Below are 21,681 nucleotides of genomic sequence, written 5' to 3'. Positions count from 1 at the left end.
CGTGTCCCCAAGACCGGGGAGCATTGCGCCGTTTAGATTCGCATCGTGGCGCGCAGAATGTCGTTCCGCCGGGCGCGATCTGTGATGAGCGCCGAGATCGCCGCGATCCGCCGCACCGATCCTGACCTCGATGCCGGTGACATCGCCGGATTCACCCTGCCGATCCTGGTACGCGCCCTGGGAGTGGTGGCCATCGGCGTGGTGCCCCTGCTGGTGGTCCGCAACGGGGAGACCGCGAACGAGCAACTCGTCCCCGTCATCGGTTCACTCGCGCTCGTGATCATCTGCGCGGCCGTGGTGGCCTGGCTGATCTCGATCTTCATCTCCGGACTGGTGGTGATGATCCTCTACCGCACCAGGCCGTCGTCCTCGTCGCGCCTGGTGATGCGCATCCTGACCGACTCCTTCATGCGCATCGACGACTCCACCTCGGCGCTGATGTTGCTTGCCCTGCTGGCCGGTCTGCTCTCGCTGGCGTTCGGTCTGCCGACGCGCAGCGGCGATGAACTGGCGAACTCGGTACTCGACGATCTGCTGGCCGCCCAGATTGGTGTGCTGTTGGTGGCGTTGGGTTTCGCGTTCGTCGCCGAATCGATCCGCTCGGCCGCCGACATCGTCGACGATCAGTCGCTGTTGCTGGCCTGGCCGTGGGCGCTGATCATCGCGTCCCTGAGCTGGGTGCTGGCCACCGTCGCGGGCCCGTTCGAGGCAACCCGGATGCTGACCATCCTGTTGCACGAATGGTTGCCCGCCGTCGTCGACGATCAACCCAGCTCTCAGGTGATCGCCGAACTGGTGCCGCCCTCGGCGCGATGGTGGGTGGCATTCGGCCCGGTGCCGATCATTGCCGCGATCTGGGCCTACGAGGCGTACCGGCACGGCGGGTTCACCGCGATCCGGCATTTCTTCGATGACGATGCGCCACCCGGGCTGCCGGACGTTCCGCGAGACAGCGACTCGTCCGAGGGTTAGCCTTCGCGGAAAAGGGGGTGCGCGTGGCCGACGTGGCGTCGTCGCTGCATGTGGTGTGGCGCAGCCTGCGCATGCTGCGCGCGGTCCGGGGCGTGCTGGCCCTGCTGGTGGTGATCGGGGTGATCGCATCCGCGCTGCCCTACGTCACGGTGGCCGCCTTCGGGCCGATGGTGCAGGTCATCGCCGATGCCGGGAACAGCGGAAACCTCAGCGGCGTATGGGATCTGAGTGGCCCACTGGTGGCCCGCGAGGACGGGCTGCTGAAATCGCTCGCCGGGCCGGTGCCGTTCGTGGTGCTGCTGGTGGTGTGGGCGGGCTCGCTGATCATGACCCAGCTCATGTACTTCATCAACGCCGGGATCGGCGCGAGGGTCGAGCGGATCCTGTTGGTCGACATCCGGCAGCGCGTCCACGACCACCTGCAGTCGCTGTCCCTGGACTTCTTCCTCACCTCGCGCAGCGGGGAGTTGATGCACCGGGTGATGACGGAATCCGCTGGAGTGCAACGGCTTCTCACCGACTGTCTGCTGCCGCCACTGATCGATGTGGTGGTGTTGGTGGTGGTTATCAGCTACCTGCTGGCCATCTCGTGGCAGATGACGGTGGCTGCACTGGTGCTGACACCACTGGCTCTGATCACCCTCAGGTTCGTCGGCCGCCAGGTACAGGCGGTGATGCGGCGCGTGATGAATGCTGAGCGGGCGATGGCCGCCGAGGTTGAGCAGACGATCAGCGGGATCGCCGAGATCCAGATGTTCAATGCACAACCGGTCCGCAGCAAGCGATTTCATGCGGTGTCCGAGGAAGCCGCGAAGGGGTCGGCGGCCTCGGTGGTCTGGATGCAGGCCACCGTCAACGGTTCACAGATCTTCGTGGCCCTCAGCACGGTCATCGTGTTGTTGGTCGGTGTGGGACTCAGCACGCACTTCGGACTGACGTTCGCGGGGCTTTTGGTCTTCGCGGGTGTGGTTCCGGTGATGTTCAGTGCCGCACAACGGGTTCTGGGGGCGTACACCACATACCAGTCCCTGGCGCCGAATGTGACGTCCACCTACGAACTGCTGGACACGAAGCCTTCGGTGCGCGAAGCCGAGGACGCCGTAGCGCTGGGCGAGGTGCATGGGAACCTGATTTTCGAGGACGTGACGTTCGGCTACACGCCCGGTCGGAACATCGTCGATGGGCTGTCGTTCTCGATCGCCGAGGGGGAGACAGTAGGACTGGTCGGCGGTATCGGATCGGGCAAGTCGACGGTGTTCAACCTGATGCTGCGGTTCCGGGATCCTCAACATGGCCGGATCCTGTTGGACGGCAATGATATTTCGACCGTCACCATCGAGTCGCTGCGCGAACAGGTGTCCAAACTCGCTCAGTTCCCGTTCTTCACCAAGGACACCATCCGGGAGAACATCCGGTTGGCTCGGTCGGAGGCCACCGACGCGGACATCGAGGAAGCCTGCACCCAAGCCCACATCCATTCGGTCATCACCACCAAGATGCACGACGGCTATGACACGGTGGTAGACGTCCAGATCCCCTCCGGCGGGCAGAAGCGGTTGATCGCCCTGGCGCGCTGCCTGTTGCGCCGGCCCGAGGTGCTGCTGCTCGACGAGCCGACCGAGAACCTCGACGTCGACGAGCGGGCCCGGATGATCGGAGTGATCCGTGGCTACGCCAAGGACCGCACCTGCGTGGTGGTCAGCCATGATCTGGATTTCATCGCCGCGGTGGCCGACCGGATCCTGGTCCTCGAAGACGGGCGCATTTCACAGAGCGGCGATCATCTGACGTTGATGGCCCAGGATGGCCTGTACAAACGGCTGCACGAGGTGCAGAACGGGGGCTGACGGGCGACCCGGCTACAGGTAGAAGTGGTCGGCGTAGACCAACCGTTCGACAGGGGTGAGGCCCGCTGTTCCGGGTGTCTCATCGGCAGAAAGGATTTCGTACTCCTCGATCTGTACCCGCAGGTCGTCGGCGCTGCCGGGGGTCAGCAGTTGTTCCGGGGGCTCCAACGCCAACTCGGCCGTCCAGGTCGCCTTGAAGGTCTTCGCGTCGATGCCGGCCAGCTCGCACGGCACCTCGGCTCCGCTCTTCCACTCCAGATCCGAGCCCGACGTCTTGCCGCGAGTCTGCAACGTCGCCACCACGCGGTGCGACGCGGTCAGCAGAGGTGTGAGCTGCTCGGGCTTGTCAGGGCGGGTCGCCGGCAGCGTGAGTCCGGGTGCGTTGGTCACCGAGCTGATGCCGGTGATGCTGATCCGGACGTGATCTTTGTCCGGCCGGCTCAGCGTGCCGATCCGCTCGGGCGGCAGCTGGACGAAGTCGGTCGCCACCACCTGGGAGAATTCCATCCCGGGAATCGAATTCGGTTGATAGCGGGCGACGGCCAGGCGCAGGAACGGCCAGTTGGCACCGGCCGATTCGAACACGGCGTCGACGAACCAGCGGCGGCGGCCGGCGTCGAACTCCGGGGTGTAGGCGTAGGCGTTGATCACCTTGTCGCCGGCAGTCGGGCTGCCGGGCTTCACCACATGCAGTTCGGGCCGACCCGGAAGGCTCTCGGGCTCAAGGTTCAATTGAACCGCCCGCTGCTGCCAGGCCGTGAGCACCGGCACCTCATAGGAATTGGCGATCTTGGAGCTGACCAGGATCGGGTCGCGGGCCCACAGGCTGACACTGTCGGTCTTGTCTTTCGCCAGCTCCGGATCGCCGGTTGCGATGATCGCCAGCATCTCGCCGTCGCCACTGGAAAACCACGGCCGGTCCAGCCAGATCCGGACCCCGCTGCGACGGCTGCGCCGAATCGCGAACGGGTGCTCGGGTTCAGTTGCATGCTCCCACAGGAACATCGGAATCACGTCATGGACCACCGGTGGCGCCGGGATTGCCGAACTTGGAATGCTGACCTCGACCGGGTTGCCCAGCGACCCGGGGTCGTCAATCTCCGGTAGCTCGTCCGGAACGAAGAACTCCCGATACCGCGACGATCCGTGCAACCGATAGGTCACCTTACGCGCCTTGGTATCCGGCAGGGTGTGGACGGCGCGCCTGACCGGTACCTCGGCGTCACGGGTACCGATGTGTTTGGCGGCGCTGGGGTTGAACGTCAGCAGCGAGAAGCGTTCGTTCTCCTTGATGGTGTGCTTGACGACCACTTCTCGCGTGGTCCGGGCGACTGGTTCCGGTGCGTTCGGATCGTCGATCTGTTGGGTCCATTCCGCACGCAGCTCGACCTTGTCGGTGCTGGCCCCGTGGACGTCGAGCACACCGTCCAGATTGGCGGCGACGACATTGGCCGACCGGGGTTCGGCGATGAGCCGTGAGATCGTCGGCGGTATCGCCGGCCGGGCCGTGGCGTGCACGAGGCGCAGGTCCTCATCCGGGGTGAGCCACCACAGCCAACCGTCGCGGGCTGCCGCCGCCAACACCTCGCGATCGGCTTCGGGAACATCGGGATCATTGATCGGGCTGGTGACCCACAGCCCCATCTTCTTCAGATGGGCGTCGTCGAGTGTTGAGGACACCTTGACCGCGACCTGTTCACCGGGCGGCAGACCGATGTGGATGATGTTGCCGTCCTGCTCGGCGTCCAGTCGGGGTGCGTTGTGCAGCACGAGGCGCAGCGGCTGCAGCAACGGCCAGTCGCCCGCGTACTTGAGCGTGACCGACTGCAGTACCCGAGGATTGGTGAACTTGTGATCGGCGCCGGCCTCGTAGAACATCAGTGTCACACCGTCGGTCATCGGATCCGGAAGGTAGGGCACCAGCAGGTTGTCGACGTCGTGCACGATGTACTGTCCGGCGGCTGGCTGCACCTCAGGATCCTGGATCTGCTCCAGCGTCTTGCCATCGGTGACGTTGGGCATCGAAAGCAGCTTGATGCCCGGCTGGATGATCTTGCCCTTCGGATTGTGGATGTCCTGGACTTCCTTGTAGAACAGGCTGCCGCGTTCCTTGAGTGCGATCGCATAGGCCTGCGCCACCTTGCCTTCGCGCATCAGCCGGTCCAGGCGCCCGTCCTGCTCGGCTTCGAGCTCGCTGCCTTTCGGCGGAACGATGTGGCGCTCGGTCACACCGGGCGTTCCCGTCAATCCGGTGCGGATCACCATGCGCTGCAGGGACTCACCGGTCACGTAGGCCGCGCGGGGTACGAAGGTCGGCGCGGTGATCGGATCCCAGCGCAGGAACGGTTTGGGCACGGTGATGGTCGCGGCGTCGGCATCGGCGATCAGTAGTGCCAGGTCCTCCGGTGAGGTGTCCAACTCCGGGCGGGTCCGTATCGACGACGCGCTCTCGAGCACCGACGCCATCGCACGTTCGGTGTCGGCGCGCACCCCGCTGCCGGTGCCCAGCGTCGGGGCCCGCAGTTTGCCCTGTGCCCGCAGGTCCGCGGTGACACTCGCGTTGTCCCGGGCTGTGGTCTTCGCGCGTACACCGTCGAGATGTGCCTGCGCGGCCTGGATCTGGCCCTGCGACACCTGAGGAGGCAGGTCCTTGTTCATCGGCACGCTGTTGCCGGCGAGGTCGACTCCCGCGATGCGGAACGAGTACCTGGAGCCGTACCGCAACGCCGGGAGCGACGCGTGCTTGGCGTTCGACCGCACCCCGAGCCCCGGTTTCGCGGTCGATTCCGGCTGGTCGGTGATTCGCTCCTTGCCCGGCTCCGCATGATCGGAAGGATTGTGAATCACCAGCTTTCCCGGGCGTGGCGCCGACAAACTCCAACCGTCCCAACCGGCCAGCACCTCGTGAACGTAGAAGGGATTGTTGGCCCGATCGCCCGGCACCTGGCTCAACGGCGGGTTCTGTAGGTGCCCGACATCCTCGTTGGACTTGAAGATCTCGTTCTTGCCGAACGACGCGACGACCGAGCGCTCATGCAGACTGTGCCAGCTCTTGGTGAGGTCGTCCCACACCTCCAGTCGGGTGCCGCGCAGCAAGTGTTCGAATTTGAGGTCGGGGCCGGGCTGCGCACCAGCCTGATCGATTGCGGGCTCACCGCTGGGACTGTTGTCGAGCTGATCCTTGAGCCGGGCCGGGCGATTGATCTCGGCGACCGCGAATCCCGTGGCCCGCACGCTCGGCGGAGAGAAAGAGCCACCGTCGCCGTTGGCCTCGATCGCCAGCGCCCGCAGCACGCTGCGCAGCATCTGCTCCACGGACATGCCGCCCGCGTCGGGGTCCAGATCCACCACCCGGTAGCGGTCCTCGTCTCCCAGTCGCAACCGGCCGCCGGCCCAGCGATCGGGCTCCATGGCCTGCGCGAGGAACTGCGTGCCCGACGTGGTGCACAGGGTGACGGGGGAGACATACTTCTCGGTCTGTGCGACTTTGACGTCGCACCAGATCCTGGTTGCTGTAGCCAGTTTCGCCAGATCATCCTTGTGGACCTCGAGATCGACCACCAGGCCGAGTGCTCGGGCCAGAGTCTTTACGCTGCAGGCTGCTGCGGCCCGCTCATGGAAGTCCGGATCGGGGTGGGGTGTGCGGGGCGGTGCCACGTCGGCGGATTCCAGGTTGTCGGAATCGTGTGGCTGCTCTTCGGGCCGGTCGTAGTATCCGACGGCGGCGTGCACGTCGCGCAGCATCTTCTTGATCGGAGTGTTGGCGGTGCTGTCATCCAGCTGTGCAATGTAATTCGTGATGTGGTTGTCGATGTTCTCGGTCGAGAGCAGCAGGTCGATCGGCGACCTGCGTGGGGTGATCGACGCCTCGGCCTCCTGGATGCCGAGATGTGGCCCGCCACCTCCGCCACCCCCGCCGCCGCCGGCGGGTGGGCCGGCGTCGGGTGCCGGCTTGATCGGTGACAGCGCCCCCTGCACCGTCCGGGTCCGCGCGTCCTCCAAGTCGTCGAGCTCGTCGTCCCGGTTGCGGCGGTAGGTCAGCAATGCAGTGATCAACCCGCGCAGTTCGGTGATGTCACCGAAGGTGGTCAGCAGCTCCGCGGCCAGCGGGGCAGTGGTGGCCGCCGGCCTGCTGACCGGAGAGGCGCACGCCGATGCGTTGTGGGCATCGAAGGCATGATCCGGGGTGCGGTGGGCCGGGTAGCTCTTCCAGTCATTCTGCGTGACCGTGGGATTCGGAAAATCGGCGACAGTGGTGGTGTCGGCCGGAAATGCCTTCAGCCAAACACTTTCGTCCCTGCCGCCAGGTAACGGCTTGCACCGCACCGGATCCAGGGCATCGGTGTGCAGCGTGAAAGTCGCTGTCTCGAGGGACTTCACCCAGTTGACCATTGCCGGATAGTCGGACAGCTTGGTGCTTCCGGCGAGCCGGTGCGAGAACAACACGGACACATGGAATGTGCCGTTCGGATCGACCGAGTACGGGAGCACCGTGGTCATCACGCGGGTGGTGGTGGTCGCCATGGTCTACGCTCCGATCGCGAACGAGGTGTAGTAGTTCTCCCACATGTCCTGCCCACCCTCGTCGGGCGGCATGATGTCGATCAGTGCGGGATCACCGTCGCGGGTGGCGATTGTGCGTTCACAGGTGATCTCGACCGACGCGGAGAAGAACGCGACCTCGATCTCGACCACGAGGCTGGCCCGCCCGGTCAGCTTGCCGGTCTTGGTGTTGTAGGTCATGGACAGTTCGAGCGTGATGGATGCCGAGGCGATGCCGAGTACCTCCACCTCGCCGCGAATCCGGAAATACGCGGTCAGCTTCCCCTCGTCATCTTCCAGACGCAGGTAGACACCGATCATCACCGACACCGAGCCCGAGGCGACGCCCAGGTCGACACTCAGCGAGGCGCCGGCCTCCAGACCCATCTCAAGCAGCACCAGGCCCTTCGGAGCCAACCGGATTCCGACCCAGCCGCCACCGCCGATCGCCAGTACGGTGAGCCGGAACGGGGCCTCCTTGGTGCAGAAGAAGAAGCCGACGGTGACGGCCTCGCCGAGGAACGGCACCCGGCAGTCGGCGCCCAGTCGGATGTTCTCCAAGCTGAACACCCCGATCGCCAGGCTGGGCAGTGCCAGGTCGAACCCGGCCCGGGCGGCTTCGGGGGTGACATCCACGTAGGGCGGGTCGGCGAACCCGTCGAACGGAATGACCTGGCGCAGCTTCTCGATGAAGGACAGCACGCCGCCGAACGTCATGTTGGTGAACAGGACGTCGACCTCCGGCTTGCCACCGGTGGCCACCCGGAATCCCAGCCGGCCGAACCTCATCGTGATCAGGGGATCGTCGGAAGGTAGCAGTCTCAGTTCGAAGTCGCGAAGCTGTGCGCTGATATCCGATTGCGGTTTGCCGTCTTTGGGTGTGCGTACCTCGACCGAGATCGCCAGGCCATTCACGTCGTTGGGGTGGAAGATGTGGTCGCCGTCGTTTTGGCCCGGCCAGCCCTTGATCTGCGGAAACCAGTCGTAGCGGACCACGCCGCCCTCGCTGGCTGTCTTCAGTGCCTTGCGGAGGTTGTCGGCGGACTGGGCAATTTTCAGAACCGATTCCAGTGACTGCAGGGACCGTTGGACCATCGAGCGCAGGAAGGCCGCGAGATCCGGGCTACCTGCCAGGTCTCTGGTCTTGGTGAGCGTGCTGAGGATCGCGTTGGCCTCCGTGACGGCCTTACCCATGTCCGCCTGGGCAATGGCCTGCACCAGGTGATCCGGCGTGTGTCCGTTCAGCGCCTGCAGGGCGCTGTTGGCCTGAGCGAGAAGAGCCTGGGATCGTTGCTTGAGGGCATCCGGGGTGCCCGGATTGCCGACGTCGGACTGGAGAGTCTTGACGGATTTCTGCAGGGCGAGTTGCAGGTTGGCGTATTCGGCGGGCACAGAGGCGGCGAAGCCGAGCTGGTTGGCGATGAGCTTGGGCGCCTCGTCCAGCGGTCGGCCGGTCTGCAGGATGTCCACCAGACTGAGCAGACCGAACAGTTTCGGCCCTGCGTTGCCGATGAACTTCGCCGGATCGAACGTTCCCTGGTCGATCCCGGGGCCCACGGTGTTGGTGCCGTTGTCGCCGACCGCTCCGTGTTTGCGTGACAGCGCCGTGATCGCGGTGCTGGGTTCGATGAACCCGCCACCCTTGTCGCTGCCGCCGGAGAAGTCGAGTTTGGTCGTGTCGGCCGGGTCCAGGTTCAGGAAGATCTCCGACTGGTTGGCCGGGAAGCCGTTGTCGACATACTCTTTGCGATACGTCACGCCGATCGGCTTGCTGCCGCCGTTGAGGGTCGTGAGCGATGGAATCGCGATGTGGGCCTTGAGCATTGACGGTGTGCTGGTGTCGTCGGTCGCGCTACCGGAGAACTCGATGTACTGCACGCGCGACGTGGTATCGCCGCGGTTGGTCTCCGGTGCAAAAGCCACTTCCGCACCGCCCACGTCAATCGGGTGGACCAGCTCCGGAAATTGCGTTTCCTTGACGACCTTGTTCTGCCAGGTCTCGAGTGCCTTTCCAAATGCCGTGCCGTTGCGGGGCACAGCGACCAACGCCGTCGTCATCGTGATCTGGCGCCCGGCATGGTCGACTCCGGTGATCTTCCAACCGAACGACTTCCCGCCGACTGCCGGGACGAACGGCAGCGCGGGCGCGCTGATCTCGTCGAGGTCAGGTGACACCGCGGGGTCGATCGATACCGACACGAACGGCAGATTGGTCGGGGGCCTGACTGTGCCGTTGGCGTCGTCGTAGCGGCGGGTGCGCTCGCGCAGCACGATGTACGTGCGTTGGTACAGGTAGGCCGCCGGGTCCGCGGTTTTCAGTTTGATCTTGCGCTCGGTGATGGTGATCATCGTGGCGCGATGTCCGAACGGGAAGAGATAGATGGGCTTCTCGACGCGCACATACTGATCGCGGCCCTGTGTAGCCAGATGCCGGTATGCGCTGAGCTTGGGCCTGTTGGGATAGAGCGACTCGTCCCAGGTAACCCGCCAATCCAACCAGGCGCCAAGCGAACTCAGATACAGCCGGTTGACGGCGAAGGGCTCGGGCTCGACCTCCTGTGCGTCGGCGCTCTGGGCCACGATGAGGCCGCGATCATCCGGTGCCAGCGACCCGTTGAAGCCGGTGGCAGGCGGCACCGGGTTCGTGTCCCGGTCGCGGGTCCAGATCGGTCGCACCGTCCGGTGTTCGGCGTCGTCCTCGTCGATACGGACGAAGGCGTTGTCCTTCGTAGTGCGGACTCCGAGGCGGGTATGCCAGAGCTCAACTCGCGACGTGTCGCCCTCGGCGGTGTGAGCCTCCGCTGAATGCGTGAACCCGCCGTACTTCTGGTTGGGCGATAACACAAGTCGGTACGGCGCTTCGATCGCGGTCTGATCCGGTTTGGGTGCAGTCGGGACTCCGTTCGCACCCTTCGCGGAGTCGGGGCGTGCATCCGTCGCTGTGGCGCGCGGTAGCGCGAGCGGTGCCACCCGCAATCCAAAGGTGCTCAGTGCGGCCAGAACGCCCGAGGCCGTGTAGTCGATGCGGGTCTTTGGGGGTAGTTCGAACACCACCCGTGACGAGTTGGCGGCACGAGCCCGCGATACCGCAGACGGCTGTTGGTCATCGTTCGGGAACGAGGTCTTGGGGAACCATTCCTCGAAGATGTTCTGTACCCCGAAGTGCACGATCATGTGCGCGTCCTTTTCGACCGCGACGATCTGCGAGCGGGGTGGTGGCGGTGGAGTCAGCCGGGGGATCGTCAACCGCTGGTCGACGAAGATCAGGTTCGGGTTGACGAGATGGTTGGCCTTGGCGATCAGGTGGTACTTGAACGGGTCGTTGTAGAACCGTCGTGCGAGGTCCCACAGGCTATCTCCGGCTTTCACCACGTAGGTGTCAGCCACCGGAGTCGGCGTCGGTACAACACTCGAGGCGGTGCTCAACCGGCAGCCGACGACGTCGATCTCCAGGTGCACCAGGTCGTCCGGGCGCAGGATGCGGAAGGAGAACGGGCCGCTGGTTTCGTCCCGGACCGCGAGTTGAACGGAGCCGTCGTCGGCGATCCACCACACCTCGGTGGTGGCTTCGGTTCGTGACATCGCGGCGAGGCCGCTGGTTTTCGACGCCGTGCCGGGCCCTGATACCGGGTCGTCATAGCGGCGCCAGCCCACACCCTCGTTCCAGGCTGCCCCCTGCACCGAGCCGTCGGTCCCGATCCACCACGCCTCGATGCTGGACTCGGTGCGAGAGACGGCGGCCAGACCGCCGGTTGTCGAGGCGCTGCCCGCCTCCGCGATGGCGTCGGGGTACGGGGCCCAGTCGTCGCCCTCATTCCAAAAGGCGCCCGCGACGCCGCCATCGCGGGTGATCCAGACGACGTCCATACTCTTGGGTCTGCGCGCTACCGCGGCGATGCTGTGCGTCTGCGACGCACTGCCTTCCGGCGCGAGGGTGTACGTCTGCCAGGGCTTGGTGTCGGTGGCGTAGTAGTAGCCGCCTTCAACCGAGCCCTTCGGGCCCACCCACCAGATCTCCATCGCGGTGTCGATCCGCGAGGCAGCCGCGATGCCGCTGGTCTGGGCGGCCTTGCCGAGGGGTGCGAGCTCGTAGCGTTGCCACGCATCGTTGTGCTGGCCCTTGTACCAGAAGGCGCCCTGGACCGAACCGTTGATCCCGATCCACCAGATCTCCATGCTGGTGTCGATGCGCGACAAGGCGGCCATGCCGCTGGTGGGGGCCGCCGCGGTAGGGAGGGCCACCGGATCGTGGTACGCGCGCCACCCCTTGCCGTCGTCGTACCAGAACGCGCCGCGGACCGAGGTATCCGCGCCGATCCACCACGCCTCCATGCTGGTGTTGATCCGCGATGCCGCCGCGAGTCCGCCGGCAGGTGTCGAGCCGACCGGCCCGGGCAGGGCATACGGGCCCTTCCAATCTTGGCCGTCGTCGTACCAGAAGCCGCCGTGCACAACGTTATCCGGCCCGGTCCACCAGACCTCCATGTTGTCGCGGAACCGGGATACTGCGGTGATATCGCTGTCCGGTGAGGCGGCGCCCGGCCCTGCCACCTGATCCCGATCCCAGCCGACTGATGTCGCCATGCACAGAGCGTCACACCGAGGCGGTCGAATTACGTGAGTAGAGGACTACTCGATTCTCGTCCGGCTAATCGGCCTCGGGCTCGCCGTCGACCTCAGGTTCGGCATCGGGCACGTCGCGCCGCCGTGCGAACATCAGCACGAGATCATGAATCGGCGCCTCCCGGCGCCCACCCCACTCGGGGCCCACGGCGAAATCGGCATCCGTCGCCACGAAGCGATAGCCCGGCAGGTCGCGTTGCGGGGCGAATGGAAACTTCATGTGCCACAGCCGTTCCGCGACCGCGACGGCCGCGTCGACGGGCATCGGCCGGTCGATCCCGAGTGGGATGCAGATGTCCTGGGTGTGGATCAGGATGTCCAACAGCGGATCGACTTCCTTGGTCAGCGGCGGCCGCTTCCGCGACCCTGCCATGGCGCGCAGCCGCGCCGTGATGGCGGCCGGCTCGGCGGGATCGTCCTGCGCTGCCCGGCGGACCATGGCGTCGAACCGGAAGCCCGACTTGAACGCGGCCGGCAACATCTCACCGACGGTCGCGTGGGACTGCGTGATGTGGATGGCGACCTCACGCACCGTCCAGCCCGCGCACAGTGACGGTGTCGACCACTGTTGCGGTTCGAGAGTGTCGAGGAGATCGGCGAGCTGTCCGCGCTGTTCATCGACGTTGCGCCAGATCGTGTCGGAGTCCACGGCCGCTCCTATCGTCAGGGTTCCCTGATCAAGATAGTCGTGCCCATGTCGTACACCGTCGAGACAGCACTCTGGCCCAGCACCGGTGCTCCTTCGCGTTTGAACTCCATGCCCAGCGCATGCTTGCCCTCGGGCAGCGGGCCGGACACGAACACCTGCTCGGGCTTGATACCGAGGAAGTTGGAGACGTAGTGCAGCTTGTTGTCCTTGACGAACAGGGCGTGCCCGCCGAAGCGTGAACCGTGCGCGAACAGCACTCCCTGCGCATCCTTTGCCAGGTCGACATCGGCGATGATCTTGCAGGACCGGCCGCGGATGTTGGCCGCCACGCCCTCGGGCACCGGCGTGGTGTCGGGGTAGTTAGCTCGATCCGGGTGAGATTCCTACAGCGGGATCGGACGGTTCAGGTCGTCGCCGTCGTCGTCGATGAGCAGCTCGTGGAAACTCCGCAACGCCGATGCGCACGCCGCGCGCTCGGTCGGGTCGAGGCGGTCGAGCACTCGGCTCAGCTCGCGCCGGCGTCGGGTGGTCACCTGGCGGACCAGTTTGCGGCCGCGGTCGGTCAGCGCCAGCGTGACGACGCTGCGGTTCGAAGGGTCGTCACCGCGGACCAGATGACCGGAGGCATCCAACCGATCGGCCAGCCGGGTCACCGTCGAGCCGACCACGCCGAGCGCTTGGGCGCACTCGGTCGACGTCGACTTCCCGCGCTCCTGCAGAACCAGCAGCAGCCGGAACTGCGGGAGTGAGATCTCGAGTTGGCCCACACTGCGCAGCGCCACGCCCACCAGATCTCGGGTTCCCACTTCGAATGCCGACAGTTCGTCGACAGGAGTTCGGGTCACCTCGTGCTGCGCCGCGCTGCCCATCCAGCGAGTATTCCATGTGAAGGGCCCTGGTGGTTGGGAGTCCTTTCCTCGGCATCGAATATTCGCGCTGCGTGCCAGTGCCCGTCAATTTTGGATACATCTGCGAGCAAAAAGGCGGTATCTCAAGGTGATTCGCTACCGTGCTGATGCGGGCGGATTCCGGCCCGGCACAATCTCGGCCATCGTCCAGCCGTCGCGCCCATACTGGGGACCGTGCGCCTGAAGTCATGGCCGGCGGCGGTGTGGCGATACGTTCGCAGCGCCCCGCTGACCTATGCGTGGCTGGCCGTCCTGCTGGTCACCACGATCATCCAGCGTCAGACGCATGGGCGGCAGCTGCACGACCTGTTGGTCGAGAGCTCGACGAACATCCACCACCTGGGGACCGACCCGCTCTACGTGCTGGTCACCAGCTTGTTCTGGATCGACGGCCGCTACTGGACGCCATATCTCGTGCTGTTCAGTCTCATTCTGGCGCCGGCCGAACGCTGGCTCGGTCAAATACGTTGGCTGACAGTAGGTTTGATCGCCCATGTGCTGGCCACCTACATCAGCGAAGGCCTGCTGTATCTGGCGATCCACGATCACCTCGCACCCGAACGGCTCGTCCACGTCCGCGACGTCGGGGTGAGCTACTTCCTCGTCGGGGTGGGCGGCGTGCTGGCTTATCGCATCGTGCGGCCCTGGCGGTGGGTCTACCTCGGCGCGGCGTTCATCTACTTCGGGGCTGCCCTGGTCAGCAATATCAACTTCACCGCGATCGGGCATATGTCGGCGTTGCTGATCGGCCTGTGCTGCTATCCGCTCACGCGGAGGCGTCCGGCTTCGTCGTTTTCTACCGCAGGGCCGTGACTTGGGCCGATCAACTGCCCTGGCGTAGAAACCGGCACGGCGTCCTATGCGCTGGACTGGGACAGCAACGCCACCACCGCGTCGGTCAACGTGGCGCGGGCGATCTCGAGATCCGAGGTGAAGCCCACTTCACGCTCGTTGCTCAGGCCGCGGATCGCGGCGGGAAGCAGGCACCGCACCCGGTGCAACTGGTCCGGATCGAGGTCGAGCCCGTCCATCAGATAGTCAAAGCCCTGAATCCAATCGAGTTCGCGCGCCGCGAAAGCCGCTGCCGTCTGCGGGTATTCGGAGCTGACATCGGAACGGCGCGGCGGCAGCGAGGTGCGCAGTGCTGTGAGCGCCCGCCCCTCGGTGGTGTCCAGGTAGGTCCAGACCGAGTCGATGGCTGCGGCCACCCGCTCCCGCAGTGTTCCGCTGCGGGCCGGTAGTGCGTCGGCATTGGATGCCCAACTGCGGGAATGGATCTCGGTGATCACCGCGACCCACAGACCGTCCAGGTCGCCGAACTGGTGCTGCACGGTGCCCCAGGTGACACCAGCATCTTTAGCGACGCGATTTGCGGACACCGGTTCGCCACCGCTGTCGGCCAGACAGCGGATGGCGACATCGAGCAGGCGTGCCCGGGTCTCGAGGCCGCGCTTGTTCAGCCGGGTGCCTGCGGCCGACTGGACCGTAGAGGGCACCGCGGCACGCCATTGTTCTTGAGCGCGCGCGGCCTGCGGGGATTCGTGGGCGTTCAGGCAAACCTCCCGGGGTTCGCGGCGACCGCGCGCCTCAGCGTGGGCCGGTTGGCCCGGTAGGCCTGCACGACGGGTTCGAGTTCCTGCGGGCTCGCCCCGTGCATGATGACCGAGTGGGTACCCAGGTCATACTGCCGGGCAATGGTTTTCGCGCACTCCTTCGGCGATCCCTTGGCCACCGAGTCCAACCATTCGGCCGGAATCAACTCGGCGATGCGCTGCAACGTCTCGAATGAGGCACTGGCGTCGATCGGTCCGGCCGTGGCCGCATCGGTGAACAGTTCGCTCTGCTTGATTCGCTCCCAGACGGCAGGATCCCAGCCATTGGCCGACACCAACACGTCCGCGTACGCCTGCAGGTAGGTCGCCAGTCGCCCGACACCGCGACGCAACTGATCCTCCTCCGACAGCGTGTCGCAGACCGTCGCCAGACACGCCCAGATACGGACGCTGTCGGGATCCCGGCCCGCTCGTTCCGCACCCCGGCGAACCGCCGCTACCGAGGACGTCGTCGCCTCGTCGGAGAAGAAGGTATGGAGCACAACGAAATCGGCGATCTCCCCGGCGAGTTCCATCGTCTTGGGGCCGACCGCGACCAAACCGATAGGCGGTCCGTCGGGCAGGCCACTGGCGTGGCGCAGGAACGGCCACTTCCCGGCCGGGCCATCGTGGTTGAGGATCATCTCCCCGGCCCAGAGCCGGCGCAGGACGCCGAAGAAGTCGCGCAGCCGGGCCTCTGTCACCACCGGCAGACCGATCGCGTTCCAGTACGCACCCATCCCGCGACCGAACGCCATGGCGAAGCGGCCCTCGGTCAGGGCATGCATCGTCGAGCCGATCGTCGCGGTGACCGTGGGATGCCGCGTGTGGTAGTTGGTCGACGGCGCGATACCCAGGGTGGTGCTGCAGCCCGCCACCGCGCCTGAGAGAACCGCCGGGTCTTTCACGGTGAAGCGTTCGCCGATGTGGCAGGAGCCCAGTCCGAGCGCGTCGGCCGTACGGGCCTCGGGCAGCACCACCCGGACATCCGCGGGGTGCCGGGTCACGGCGTAGTAGCCGAGCTCGTTGAGCTGATCGAGCTGGCTCTCGCTACTCGATGATTCCGTGACCTGCGGGGCAGTGGTCATTACGTGCCTTTCATTGCGTCGGTGCCTAGCACTGTCATCCACGGCGACGATCATTGTCAATGAGGGTTCTCAATGAATGGGAGGGTGCGGCAGTGTGAGCCGGGCACTGGCAAGATCAAGCGCGTGCACGACGGTGAAGAATGCCGTCCGCTGTCGTTCGTTGAAGTATTGTGCTGCAACCACTCTCGTGGCCTTCTGATGCTTAAGCAGTTGCAATCATCGACGGTCCGTGACGACTCGCCCGCTACTGGTCCGGCCTACCACCGGGTGCCGTCGAGCCCCGGAATCACGCAACGGCCGTCAGCGGCCACCCGCCCAATCACCATGCCGTCATACCCCGTGCACGATGAGTTGAGCGGCTCGCAGGTGTTGACGGACGTGATCACCTTGTCGGGACCGCATGCGGTGCCGGGTGCTGGCGGGTCGGCATTGGCGACGGTGGTGCTGAAGCCCAGCGTCAGTATTGCTGCGGCAATAACCACGAGTAAGCGGGTCGCGTAGGACATGATCGGTACCTCCGGCCGATGATGGCCCCCGACAAGTAGTAATGCTACTCGTGTGGTCCATGTCGTTGCCGATGATCGCGCGCCAGACTTGCTTGGTGACGGCGGGGCCGGATACCCATGCTGTGCTGGAGAAATGGGCCGGCACCACGATCTGCGGATCGAATTTACTGGGAAAGTACGGGATTTTGCCGATTGGATTTTGTCGGCAATTCGCGAAACATCGCTGATCTGCATGTGTGGAGCCGATGACGGGAATCGAACCCGCGTATTCAGCTTGGGAAGCTGATGTTCTGCCATTGAACTACATCGGCATGGTGCTGACGAAGGATAGCAACTCGGCCCGGGTTGTGGGCAAGGCGGTGCGGGCATCGCCCCGGCGAGTCTAAGAAATTGACGCCGCAGCAGCCGCACAGTGGAGACCGCCGGGCGGCGAAGATTGCCGGCGCAGGTGGTCGCGGTTGCCCAGTGCCGACTGGGTGCGTCGGGCGCTGTGGCGAAACATTCCACCCCAGAACACGATTGCCGTTCACGCGCCACCCTGAGAGTCGCGTAAAACCTCGCCCGGAAGTTCTCAGGTGCGCTCTCTACCGTCGGTTCTCGTGGGCTCCATCCGGTGCTGAATGGAGCGAGCAGGCCCGCAGCCCGGGCCGAATCAATCAAGGGATTCAACCCATGGATGTTGTCATCGGTATCGCCATGACCTCGCACGACGCCCGGCTTCTCCTGATCGAGGGCACCCACGGCGACGGCTCGGTGATCGACCACGATTCGCTCGACCCGGACAACCGCGTCAGCGTCGAGCGCTCCGACTTCCGCGAGCACATCGTCAACGCGGTGATCGACACCCGCGCCGCCGCCCCAGCCAACGGGTACACCGTCGCCCGCATCGCCTTGACCTGGACCGACGCGGTGGCCGGCGAGGCCAGACAGCTCCTGGACGCTCTCAAAGAGCAGGGCATCACCAACGTCGAGGTGGCCTCCAGCGCTGATGCGCTCGAAGCGGCCGCCGAGTACACCGCCCACATCGCGGACTGCGACTCGATCGCGCTGTGCGTGGTGGAACCGGAGGTCACGATGCTGGCCGCGATCGGTGCTGAGGGCGAGGACGGCACCCGCCGGTTGCGTAGCCGCCGTCTCGACGGACCCGACGCGGCCACCGCGGTGTTGGCCCTGCGCGGCCTGTGCGACAGCTTCCCCGAATCGATCGCCGAGGTCGCGATCGCGGGATCGGCTCCGGAAGCGGAAAGCCTTGTCGAGGAGGTTAATTCGGTGATGGCGCGGTCCGTGGTGCTCGGCGATGATGCCGCCCTGCTGCTTGCCCGCGGTGCGCTGCTCGCCAGCGCCGACCGTCGCGACGAGACCGCGCCGGCAGTCAAGCGTGACCCTCTGACGCACACCTTGGCGATGGTCGTGGCGACAGCGGTGCTGATCGTGGCGGGTTCGGTGTTCCTGGCGCTGACAATGCGCGGGGGAACTGGCAACTCGCCGCCGCAGGCGTCGACCCCGGTGGAACATGCCGCGCCGGTCTCACCGCCCGAGCCGCCGATCCACACCGTCGTGCGCAAGGTGGTGCCACTGGTTGGGAGGGCGGCCGGGAAATCCTTGGCGCCCGACGCCGACACCGCCTTGCCGCCGTTGCCGCAGGTGGTCCGTCGCTAACCGATACGCTCGTCGGGTGCTGCTCTCCGATCGAGACATCCGGGCCGAGATCGCTGCGAAACGCCTGGCCATCGAGCCCTTCGACGATGCCCTGGTGCAGCCGTCGAGCGTCGACGTTCGCCTGGACACCCTGTTCCGGGTCTTCAACAACACCCGCTACACCCACATCGACCCGGCCAAACAGCAGGACGAGCTGACCAGCCTGGTCGAACCCGCGGAGGGTGAGCCGTTCGTGCTGCACCCGGGCGAGTTCGTGCTCGGCTCGACGCTCGAGGTGTGCACGCTGCCCGACGACCTGGCCGGGCGCCTTGAAGGCAAGTCCTCCTTGGGCCGTCTCGGATTGTTGACGCACTCGACGGCCGGGTTCATCGACCCGGGCTTCTCCGGGCACATCACCCTGGAGCTCTCCAACGTCGCCAACCTGCCCATCACGCTGTGGCCGGGCATGAAGATCGGTCAGCTGTGCCTGCTGCGGCTGACCAGCCCGGCCGAGCACCCGTACGGCAGCGACAAGGTCGGCTCGAAGTACCAGGGCCAGCGCGGTCCGACACCTTCGCGCTCGCATTTGAACTTCATCAAGTCGTAGGGCCTACGCCGCCCACCGTGGGCCTTGTGTACGAGTTTCGGCCCTTCTATGTACATAGGGCCTACCTTCGGTGCGTAAGAGCGCGTGAGCAGCGGGTGAGAAGTCGGAAACACGGCTGAAACACGCTCGCCGCTTGGCTGAAACGCGCGCCCGACATTCTCGTCGAGACCAAAGGAGCTCGACGTGCCCGAAATCGATCCGGCCGCCACTGCCTGGCTGCTCGCCAGTACCGCGCTGGTCCTGCTGATGACCCCCGGCCTCGCCATCTTCTACGGCGGCATGGTCCGCACCACCGGCGTGCTCAACATGATCATGATGAGCTTCATCTCGATCCCGCTGGTCACGGTGGCCTGGCTGCTGGTCGGCTACACCCTGGCGTTCTCGGATGACGCCGGCGGCGGTCTGATCGGCGGCCTGCAGCACTTCGGCATGCTCGGCATCACCCCGAGCACCGCCCACGGCGCGGTGCCCGAGCTGTTGTTCGCCACGTTCCAGCTGACCTTCGCGATCATCACTGCCGCTCTGGTCAGCGGGGCCATCGCGGACCGGGCCAAATTCGCCGCCTGGATGCTGTTCGTCCCGCTGTGGGCCGTCGCGGTGTACGCCGTCGTCGCGCACTGGGTCTGGGGTCCGGGCGGCTGGCTGGCCGGCCTCGGCGTGCTCGACTACGCCGGCGGCCTCGTCGTCGAGATCGTCTCCGGCTCCTCGGCCCTGGCGCTGGCGCTGGTGCTGGGCCCCCGCATCGGCTTCAAGCAGGACGCGATGCGCCCGCACAACCTGCCCTTCGTGCTGCTCGGCGTCGGCCTGCTGTGGTTCGGCTGGTTCGGCTTCAACGCGGGCTCGGCGCTCGCGGCCAACGGCACCGCCGCGGCGATCTTCCTGAACACCCTGGTCGCGGGCTGCCTCGGCATGCTGGGCTGGCTCACGGTCGAGCAGGTCCGCGACGGCAAGCCCACCACCTTCGGCGCCGCCTCGGGCGTGGTGGCCGGCCTGGTGGCGATCACCCCGTCGTGCGGCACCGTCAACACCCTCGGCGCGGTCGTGGTCGGCCTGGCCGCCGGCGTTGTGTGTTCCTTTGCGATCGGCCTGAAGTTCCGGTTCGGATACGACGACTCGCTCGATGTGGTCGGCGTGCACTTCGTCGGCGGTGTGGTCGGTGTGCTGCTGATCGGATTCCTGGCCACCGAGGTGATGACCGCGGGTCCGCAGGGCCTCTTCTACGGCGGCGGGCTGACCCAGCTCGGCAAGCAGCTGCTGGCCGCCGTCGTGGTGGCCGCCTACGCCTTCACGATGTCCTACCTGTTGGCCAAAGCCATCGACCGGTTCATGGGATTCCGGCTCAGCCCCGAGGACGAGACCACCGGCGTCGACTTCACCCAGCACGCAGAGTCCGCGTACGCCGAAGGTGTGCACGGGCATATGCCTCCGCGCCGACCCGGATTGTTCGGCGGCACGCTGGGGCAGTTGGGCCAGTTCGGAGACCGTGAACAGCGCCCGGATCCGGCCGAGGAGGACAGCGCGGGATGAACCGGCCGGCGCCGTTTGTCGTAATGCCGAGTAGGGTCTAACTAACCGGCGCCGGCACGCACCATGCCGTCGCGGTCCGACCGGAATCTCAGCGCGGTAGCTAATGCGCACGGGTGTAACGATCGAACAGGTTGCACCGATGAAGGTTCTAGTTGTCGGCTCGTGCGGGATGTGTGCGTAATGGCGACAAACGCTGTGTAGCAAACACATTGGAGGGCTTGGTGGACATCGTATTGGGTGTGGCGATGGCACCTACGACAGTCCGCATGGTGCTGGTCGAGGGGGAGAAAGCCGACGGAGTTACCGTCGATCATGACGTCTTCGACGTCACCTCTGTTGATGATTCGGCAACCATCAGTGCGGCCGATCAGGTCGTCGCCGCCATCCTCGGAACCCAGGAAAGCGCCACCACCGGTGGGCACCATCTGAAGTCGATCGGCGTCACCTGGACCGACCATTCGGACGCGGCCGCCCTGCGCGACACGCTGTCCGCGCACGGCATCGACGACGTCATGCTGGTCTCCGAAGGGCACGCCGCCGCAGCGCTGGCCCAGGCGGTCGGTCGCGCGGTCGGTTATGACACCACGGCATTGCTGTTCATCGACCGTGACACCGCGACGCTGTCGGTGGTGAAGACCGACGACGGATCGGTGGTCAAGGTGCTGGGCCGGTCCCTGCACAGCGCCGACGCCATGGCCGTGCTCACCGATATGGCCGCCGCGGTGGACGCCGCCGAATCCGCGCCGGACGGCATGTTCGTCCTCGGCTCCGGAGTGGACGTCGCCTCGGTCAAGGCGCATCTGGAAAACCTGGTGTCGCTACCGATCAATGCCCCGGACGAGCCCGAGATGGCGCTGGCCCGCGGCGCGGCACTCGCGTCGGCCAATGCTCCGGCGTTCGAGGCCACCACGGTCGGCCTGGCTTATTCGCAAGATCCCGACGGCACCACCGCCGGCAGCGCCTACGGGTTGGCCGGTCTGGCCACCGAGATGGCCCCGGTCGGTGCCGATTCGATCGACGGGGTGGACCTCGTCGCCGACGAGATGCCGCTGGACGAGGAACGCAAACCGTTCCTGCTGGTCGGTTCCGCGTTGACCTCGGTGTTCGTGGTTGGCGTTGTGGCCCTGGTTATTTCGCTCGCGGTGAGCATCCGGCCGACGGTCGATCAGCGGCCCGCTCCGG

The 21,681-nt window shown here is 65.8% G+C and carries 14 protein-coding genes, 1 tRNA gene and 1 pseudogene; 7 read left to right on the top strand and 9 right to left on the bottom strand.

The features are described from left to right. The first annotated feature begins 57 nt into the window (after positions 1–57). Both EH231_RS27980 and EH231_RS27975 read left to right on the top strand, forming a co-directional pair. On the top strand, positions 58–972 hold the full coding sequence (locus tag EH231_RS27980; protein WP_090424057.1) for a hypothetical protein: 915 nt from the start codon (positions 58–60) through the stop codon (positions 970–972). A 23-nt stretch (positions 973–995) separates the two neighbouring features. Further along, positions 996–2,819, top strand: a complete 1,824-nt coding sequence (locus tag EH231_RS27975) for an ABC transporter ATP-binding protein (RefSeq protein WP_090424803.1) — start codon at positions 996–998, stop codon at positions 2,817–2,819. A 12-nt stretch (positions 2,820–2,831) separates the two neighbouring features. Here the strand turns inward: EH231_RS27975 and EH231_RS27970 are convergent, their stop codons facing one another. The 5 genes and pseudogenes from EH231_RS27970 to EH231_RS27950 all read right to left on the bottom strand — a co-directional run bounded on the left by EH231_RS27970 (position 2,832) and on the right by EH231_RS27950 (position 13,502). Continuing rightward, complete coding sequence (locus EH231_RS27970; RefSeq protein ID WP_090424058.1) at positions 2,832–7,343, bottom strand: hypothetical protein; 4,512 nt, start codon at positions 7,341–7,343, stop codon at positions 2,832–2,834. 3 nt (positions 7,344–7,346) lie between these two features. Next, entirely contained in the window at positions 7,347–11,945 is a 4,599-nt protein-coding gene (locus tag EH231_RS27965) for a LysM peptidoglycan-binding domain-containing protein (RefSeq protein ID WP_124713781.1), read from the bottom strand. A 64-nt stretch (positions 11,946–12,009) separates the two neighbouring features. Then, a complete protein-coding gene (locus tag EH231_RS27960) occupies positions 12,010–12,633 on the bottom strand; it encodes a maleylpyruvate isomerase family mycothiol-dependent enzyme (protein ID WP_090424060.1) in 624 nt (207 codons plus the stop codon). Positions 12,634–12,689: 56 nt separating this feature from the next. Continuing rightward, positions 12,690–12,992 (bottom strand): annotated as a pseudogene (locus tag EH231_RS27955) (arylsulfatase); the annotation flags it as partial. A 24-nt stretch (positions 12,993–13,016) separates the two neighbouring features. Then, positions 13,017–13,502 carry a MarR family winged helix-turn-helix transcriptional regulator gene (locus EH231_RS27950; protein ID WP_090424061.1) on the bottom strand — a complete coding sequence of 162 codons (486 nt, stop codon included), beginning with the start codon at positions 13,500–13,502 and terminating at the stop codon, positions 13,017–13,019. Between the two features lie 219 nt (positions 13,503–13,721). Here EH231_RS27950 and EH231_RS27945 point away from each other — a divergent pair, with 219 nt between their 5' ends. Then, the gene (locus EH231_RS27945) at positions 13,722–14,354 is read left to right on the top strand and encodes a rhomboid-like protein (RefSeq protein ID WP_234941051.1); all 633 of its coding nucleotides are present in this window, start codon (positions 13,722–13,724) and stop codon (positions 14,352–14,354) included. Positions 14,355–14,398: 44 nt separating this feature from the next. On the opposite strand, the gene EH231_RS27940 is transcribed toward EH231_RS27945, so the two are convergent. The 4 genes from EH231_RS27940 to EH231_RS27925 all read right to left on the bottom strand — a co-directional run bounded on the left by EH231_RS27940 (position 14,399) and on the right by EH231_RS27925 (position 17,038). Continuing rightward, on the bottom strand, positions 14,399–15,037 hold the full coding sequence (locus EH231_RS27940; protein WP_090424063.1) for a TetR/AcrR family transcriptional regulator: 639 nt from the start codon (positions 15,035–15,037) through the stop codon (positions 14,399–14,401). Positions 15,038–15,090: 53 nt separating this feature from the next. Continuing rightward, on the bottom strand, positions 15,091–16,221 hold the full coding sequence (locus tag EH231_RS27935; protein ID WP_090424064.1) for a TIGR03857 family LLM class F420-dependent oxidoreductase: 1,131 nt from the start codon (positions 16,219–16,221) through the stop codon (positions 15,091–15,093). Positions 16,222–16,478: 257 nt separating this feature from the next. Beyond that, positions 16,479–16,727: a hypothetical protein gene (locus EH231_RS27930; RefSeq protein WP_090424065.1), complete on the bottom strand. Its 249-nt coding sequence runs from the start codon at positions 16,725–16,727 to the stop codon at positions 16,479–16,481. A 237-nt stretch (positions 16,728–16,964) separates the two neighbouring features. Continuing rightward, positions 16,965–17,038, bottom strand: a tRNA-Gly gene (locus EH231_RS27925). 361 nt (positions 17,039–17,399) lie between these two features. Here EH231_RS27925 and EH231_RS27920 point away from each other — a divergent pair. The 4 genes from EH231_RS27920 to EH231_RS34475 form a co-directional block, all read left to right on the top strand. Further along, the gene (locus EH231_RS27920) at positions 17,400–18,386 is read left to right on the top strand and encodes a DUF7159 family protein (protein ID WP_090424066.1); all 987 of its coding nucleotides are present in this window, start codon (positions 17,400–17,402) and stop codon (positions 18,384–18,386) included. Between the two features lie 16 nt (positions 18,387–18,402). Beyond that, positions 18,403–18,972 (top strand): dCTP deaminase, encoded by a 570-nt coding sequence (gene dcd / locus EH231_RS27915; RefSeq protein WP_039313451.1) that lies wholly within the window; start codon positions 18,403–18,405, stop codon positions 18,970–18,972. 183 nt (positions 18,973–19,155) lie between these two features. Beyond that, positions 19,156–20,499 (top strand): ammonium transporter, encoded by a 1,344-nt coding sequence (locus tag EH231_RS27910; protein ID WP_090424067.1) that lies wholly within the window; start codon positions 19,156–19,158, stop codon positions 20,497–20,499. A 221-nt stretch (positions 20,500–20,720) separates the two neighbouring features. Then, a partial coding sequence (locus EH231_RS34475; RefSeq protein ID WP_420891936.1) for a DUF7159 family protein occupies positions 20,721–21,681 on the top strand: 961 nt, incomplete at its 3' end.

Origin of the sequence: Mycolicibacterium nivoides (assembly GCF_003855255.1) — a bacterium.
Classification (GTDB): Bacteria; Actinomycetota; Actinomycetes; order Mycobacteriales; family Mycobacteriaceae; genus Mycobacterium; species Mycobacterium nivoides.
Note: the sequence above shows the minus strand (reverse complement) of the source record. Positions and strands in the feature narration are given on the sequence as shown.